Here is a 6,298-nt window from a genome sequence, read left to right as displayed (position 1 = left end):
TGAATTCGCTTAAGGGCCCGTAGGTTTTTTCGTGATGGTCAAATACCGTTCCGCCCCAGCCGTCACGTCCCGGAACATACATCCAACGAGGGTACCACTCATTATCATAAGCCGGAACGCTATATAATCCCCAGTGAAAGTAAATTCCAAACTTGGCGTCTTTAAACCACTCCGGCTCCCGGTTAACCGTTGCCAGAGATTCCCAGGTTTCTTCAAACCTCGCTTCCACTGCCTCTTTTTTCGACTGGGACTTGCTGTTGCATGAAATGACTACCGGCAAGGCACAGGCCATCAACAGGATTCGTTTCAATTTTCTATTCATGATCTACAATCTTAAGATTTCCAGTTCATTGCTCACCGATTATTCCCGGCATATTTTCTTTGTATTGATGCCACTTCACTCGAAATGACCAGCGGTATTTGAACGACTAATTAAACTTCCAATGATTCAAGTTAAACAAGTCACCTTCCCCACCTTTAAAAATAAAATATAAATCGTGGATGCCTTTCTGTTTACTCACTTTTGCAGTGAACGTTTTCCAGGCATTGACTTCGCCGGTATCTTTTATTTCACAAGTACCTAGTAATAAGCCATCTTTACCATCCAGCCGAATCTCAATTTGTCCTCCAGCCAACGCAGCAGCACTGACCTCGAATTTTTTGGCACCTTTCCCGAAATCGACGCTGCGCACTTTAATAAAATCGCCGTTATCGATATTCGTGACGTAAATACCGGCCCTGGTGTCGGAACCTGTTTTAACGCCCTCGGACCAGGCTATGGTTTCGGCTTCCACTTTTTGAAAGGGATTCAGATTGGAGACGCTTTCTGTCACGCCCTCCTTGGTGGGCAGAATCAGCGGAATTGTGCCATCTGCATTGTACTCAAATTGCTCCACACTTACTGACCGTTTGAAACCCTGGCCTTCTGACAAAGCCTGGTCGTGATAGAAGAAATAGGAATTGTTCTTAAAATCGACCACTCCCGCATGATTGGTAAAAGCGAGGTGATCGGCCCTTTCCATGATAAAACCTTGATACGTCCAGGGGCCTTCGGCAGTGGGTGATGTGGAATAGGCAATATACTCAGGAATTCCAGCTGCCGCATAAATCAGGTAGTACAGCTTATCGCGTTTGTAAATCCAAGGGCCCTCGGTATACGAAGCACGTTTTTTCCCGTCTCGTCCCTCCTGTGATCCAAAAGCTTCGGGGGTCATTTCAATTCCAACAATGCCATTTTTGCCGATGCTACGGTCATATGAAATCATGTCTTCGTTTAGCTTGACATAGGAAAGAACCGGATTTCCCCAGTATAAATAGGCTTGGCCATCATCGTCAATCATGACAGTCGGATCAATATCGTGCCAAATATTCTCACCATCAATTAAGCGCTTACCCAGCGGATCGTGAAATGGCCCGGTGGGAGAATCAGCGACCAGCACCGCGACTCCATCGCCATGTATTGGCACATAGAGATAAAACTTGCCATTCCGTTCAATGCATTGTGGCGCCCAGGCCCCATTGGTTTTGCCTGACCACACAAAATCGTTCAGCGAAGCCACTGCGCCGTGGTCGGTCCAATTGACCATATCGGCCGATGAATAGCAACGCCAGTCGTACATGGTGAAAAAATTATCGACTGTTTCATCTTCGTCATGCGAAGTGTACACGTAAACCCTACCGTTGTGCACCATCGGTGCCGGATCGGCTGTAAAATAAGTTTGTACGATGGGATTTTGAGCTAAACCAATCATTGGCAATAATGAAACGAGTACCAATGACATAAGAATTCTATTTATCATCTGATTTTATTTATTGATTTTCAATATTCTTTATTCGTTCTGCCAGTCCTAAGGCAAATTCTTCTTATCAACGGTCCAAACGGACGATTGAGACAGCTCGGGTGAATTTCCGGTAAACAATTTGCCGGCTTTCATGTCGCCTTTCAATTGCCATTTGTACCAGGCAGTAGCTACTTTGGCAAACTCGCCGCCGTGAGGCTGACGGTAAGTTCCGCCATGTCCAACATCCATATTGGCAACAAATACCGGAACATGGTTGATTCGCTTATAGTCGTCCATCCCGTTTTTGTAGGCAATATCCGATTCGCCTCCAAGCAAATAGAGGATTGGGCTGTGCAATTTGGCCAGGTGGTCTTTGGTTAAACCAGGCATGCCAGGCATACCGCCTCCATCTCCTATGATGCCACTGTTGCAAACCACCGCAGTTGTAACACGCGGATCGGGCGCCACTTCAAGGGTTTGTAAACCGCCACACGACATGCCACTAACCGCGATCTTTGAGATGTCAATTTTCCCAAAAAAGATGCTCGATTCGTCGCTGTTTTGGGCAATGGCCCAATCGATGGCATCGGTCAGTTGCGACGATGTTGATCGTCCGGCACCGCGCTCGCCTTCTTGTGGCATAGGCCCAATGGCAATGGTGAGAAAACCATGCGAAGCCACTTCGGATAAAAAGTTGACGTGTTCCCATGGTGAATTGGCACAGGCTCCATTTCCCCAGACAATAATTGGCAATTGGTTTTTCTTCCCGAAAACACTCAGGTCATCGGGACGGAACACCGTGTGGGTGGGCAGGCTGTTATCGGTGTACATGATTGCTTTGTAGGCACCGGTTCCACCATCCTCAACCACCCGTTGAATTAAACCTGCTTGATTCTCACCGAGCAATGAAAGCATTTTTTCACCATAGCGTTTACCCAAAATCCGGTAACCTTCGGCAGTAAAATGTAAACCATCAGGCTTTCCGGGGCATCCTTCCGAAGAAATAACATGGGAATTTGTAATGGCTGCGGGCAACTGTGCAATGAACTGATTGAACCCGGCACATTTCCCATCGAATTCAGCACTTAACAGTTCACCGGCCAGCAAAGGAGTTTTCGTTGGATCGAGCTTCAAATCGATCATTAAGTTGTCGTAAATGGCTTTCACCTTTTGAGTCCAAAGCGAATCGTTTGGGTTCGATTCTCCCTGGTGCATCAAAATGCCTTTGATCACGCCATCCTTTTGTGCCAGTTTGGCCATTTCGACCAGCCGGCCATAAGGATTACCGCCATAATTTTTTATCCACCCCAGCATCCAGTCGGGGGCTGTTTCAACATACGATTGATAGTTTTCTTTATCGAACAATTCAATTCGGCAACCACCAACCGAAACATTGATGACGCCAACTTTTACGTTTGATGGTAAATTTTCGATGAGTGTGCGGCCAAAATAATCGGCGGGCGAAATGCCAGCATTGCAATCGCAAAGTGGCGGAGTGGCCGTGTACCAGCTTCCCATTTCCCTTCCTTTGTCAGGGCAATCCATGGCGCCCATCATTTGAAAACGGGCATCCACGATTGAATCCTGTGCTTCAGCCCGGGCTGCCCCTGCCATGTTCGACTGGCCAAAACACAGGTAGATGTGAAAATCGGGGTTTTGTGAAAAGACTGATAAGCCGGACAACAGCAGCATGGTCAAAACAAGCAATTTGAATTTATTCATAGCAAATAGATTTAGCGTTTAGTGCATAATTTTATTGAGCCCATTCTTTCCCTTCGGAAGAACGCCTCCATCGATAATAGTTGTCTAGTACCTGAAGGGATGCTTCATCGGGCACGGGGCCTAAATAGGCCTTGGGCCCGAGATACATGACTGCCGGATTCACCTCGCTGAAAGCAGGCCATTTCGTTAGCCCATCGCCATTGGGGTGACCGTATTTGGCAAAATTGGTCCAATAGCTCCCCATGGTTTCCGAAATGGATAAATCGGCTTCGCTTATATTTGGATTTTTCGGATCGAGATTCATAAACACAAAAGGTACATCTACCCCGTGAGGTGTGCCATGGTCAGCCTGGGGTGAATCTGCGGAGCGTTCGGGATGCTGGTCGAAATAATACAGATACACATCGGATTTCCCTGTTTGAGATTGAAGCCTTGCCCAGCTCCAGGTATGCCAGCCAAAAGCCGCATCGCGCATCAGGTTGCGGGCTGTGCGGGGCACGCTGCTTTCACCTACCGGATAAGCCTGTATCAACGAATCGGCATAAGGACCGAAACGTTTTTTTACATTGTCGATATATTCCTGTGGTGTTCGCCCTGCCGGAAAACTCAGGCCCTCGTCGGAGTTGTAGCCGATGAGCACCGGCACATCGTTGTAATTTCCAGCTTCGTACAATTTGAACTGATCATCGGGAATGACATAGCCATCCACAATGGGCCAGCCGCCGGGCATGGTCCATCCCTGGGGAATGAGCTTTTCAGCCTCAAGTTTCCGAAGTTCTTCCACGTTCGAAAGTCCAAAACCTTTAACATATTCAAGGCCATCCTGCTCGGCTTGCTCAAGGGTTTTCATGTTTTCGCCCGGATAAGTGGTGGGCCGGGTTGGACCAAAAGAGCCGCCACTTTGTGAAATAGCCCCGTGGAACAGGCCTTTTGCCAGGGGCGAAGCACACAACATGCTCACGGCGATCCCACCGGCCGATTCACCAAAAATAGTCACTTGATCCGGGTCGCCGCCAAAGGCTGCGATGTTGTTCTGTATCCACTGAAGACCGGCAATTTGGTCGAGCAAACCATAGTTGCCCGAAACTTCATTGGGGCTTTCGGCACTCAATTCGGGATGCGCCAGAAATCCCAGTTGTCCCACACGGTAGGCAATACTTACCAGCACTACGCCTTTGCGGGCCAGGTGCTCGCCATTGTGAACCGGATCGGAGGTGGAGCCAAAACTGAAGCCACCGCCGTAGATCCAGACCAAAACCGGCAACTTCTCGTTTGCAGCTTTGGCAGGTGTCCACACGTTCAGGTAGAGGCAATCCTCGCTTTTTCCTGATACCGGGTTTCCACCCTGCATGGGTGCGGGTGCGTAGTCGGTGGTTTGCTTTACGCCTTCCCAGGGTTCTACCGGTTGCGGCGCTTTCCAGCGTAGTTCGCCCACAGGCGGTGCCGCAAAGGGAATGCCTTTGTAAATGCCTAAATCATCGGTAAGGGTTCCTTGAATGATTCCGCCTTCAACCTTCACCTGTCCAGGTTGAAGTTGGGTGCAGGCACTGATAGAAAGTACCAAGAAAGCGATTAGTAAAAAGTTGATAGGTTTCATTTTTTCAGTTTTAATTCTTTTTCCAAAGGTTAGGAAGAAAACGGTAATACAAAAGGTGTCGCCAGGTAGACCAGTCGTGCCCGCCATGTCCACCTACGTAATATTCATGCTCAATATCATGATTGTCTATGGCTTCGATCAGTCCCTGAACCCGTTGATTAAAAAAGCCCTGCGCTTCTTTCGTGCCTTGTCCAACAAATAGGTAATCGACCTTCTCGTTGACTTTAGGATCATTTAAAAAGCTTTTCAAGGTTGTTTCGGCGGTTACATCGCCGGCACTGAGGATACCAAAATTGGCAAACAAATCAAGCGAACGAAAGCCGATAAACATGCTGTGGCGACCACCCATCGACAATCCCGAAATGGCCCTTCCTTTGGGCGATTGGATCGTGCTGTAACTTTCATCGACCAACGGAATGACCGCTTCACGAAGTTCCTTCTCAAAAAGATCGAAAGTCAGCTCAGCGTGTTGCGGATGATTCCGGTGAATGATCTGGTTGTTGGGAAGCGCAATGATCATGGGTTCGGCTTTTCCTTCCGCCAACAGGTTGTCCATGATGAAATTTACCCTTCCATCGTACACCCAGTTCGAGGGAAGTTCGCCGCTACCGCCCAGTAAATACAAAACCGGATAGTTCTTTTTCGGATCATAGCCCGGAGGCGTGTACACATAGAGCTCACGTTCACCCTTGCTTACTTCCGAATGATAAACATGGCGGGTGACATTTCCATGCGGAACATTTTGCGCATCGTACCAGGCCGGGCCGTCACCGTGTACAACCAACTGACTGTAGGGCGGCATGGCCGTAAAAGCAGCATAAGTATTGCTGGGGTCAGCCACCTGCACCCCGTCAATTCGTATATGATAAGCATACATATCGACCGGCAACGGACCAATGGTCAGGGTCCAGATGCCCTCCTCTCCTTTTGTAAACGGCAGCGGTTCACGCCCCAGGTCCAGCGCAGTATGGATTGCCCCCGGGTTTAGTTCAACCAATTCGGCATTGGGCGCTTTCACTCTGAAAGTTACCGTTCGGTCATCGTGCACTTCGGGCGAATTCAGCGGAGCGCTGAAGGGGGTCAGGCCTTCAGTGTTCTTCTGTGGTTTGTAATCGAGATTGACGTTGGCCTGCTGACCTTTCGATACAAAAGGCGATATCCACAGAAGACCTAAAATACATGCAAAGATTTTTTTCAT

General features: G+C 48.5%; 5 protein-coding genes. All 5 read right to left on the bottom strand.

Going from position 1 to position 6,298, the window contains the following annotated elements:
* Positions 1–322 (bottom strand): alpha-L-fucosidase (locus NC99_RS10430; RefSeq protein ID WP_239684438.1); only part of this gene is annotated, 322 nt, incomplete at its 3' end.
* Between the two features lie 106 nt (positions 323–428).
* Positions 429–1,781 (bottom strand): glycoside hydrolase family 43 protein, encoded by a 1,353-nt coding sequence (locus NC99_RS10425; protein ID WP_239684437.1) that lies wholly within the window; start codon positions 1,779–1,781, stop codon positions 429–431.
* A gap of 66 nt (positions 1,782–1,847) precedes the next feature.
* Positions 1,848–3,503: a sialate O-acetylesterase gene (locus NC99_RS22460; protein WP_239684436.1), complete on the bottom strand. Its 1,656-nt coding sequence runs from the start codon at positions 3,501–3,503 to the stop codon at positions 1,848–1,850.
* A 31-nt stretch (positions 3,504–3,534) separates the two neighbouring features.
* Entirely contained in the window at positions 3,535–5,100 is a 1,566-nt protein-coding gene (locus tag NC99_RS10410; protein ID WP_053183375.1) for a carboxylesterase/lipase family protein, read from the bottom strand.
* A 10-nt stretch (positions 5,101–5,110) separates the two neighbouring features.
* Entirely contained in the window at positions 5,111–6,298 is a 1,188-nt protein-coding gene (locus NC99_RS10405) for an esterase (RefSeq protein WP_053183373.1), read from the bottom strand.

Origin of the sequence: Sunxiuqinia dokdonensis (assembly GCF_001270965.1) — a bacterium.
In the GTDB taxonomy this organism is placed as follows: Bacteria; Bacteroidota; Bacteroidia; order Bacteroidales; family Prolixibacteraceae; genus Sunxiuqinia; species Sunxiuqinia dokdonensis.
The sequence above is the reverse complement of the archived record's forward strand: the minus strand, read 5'-3'. Positions and strand labels throughout refer to the sequence as shown.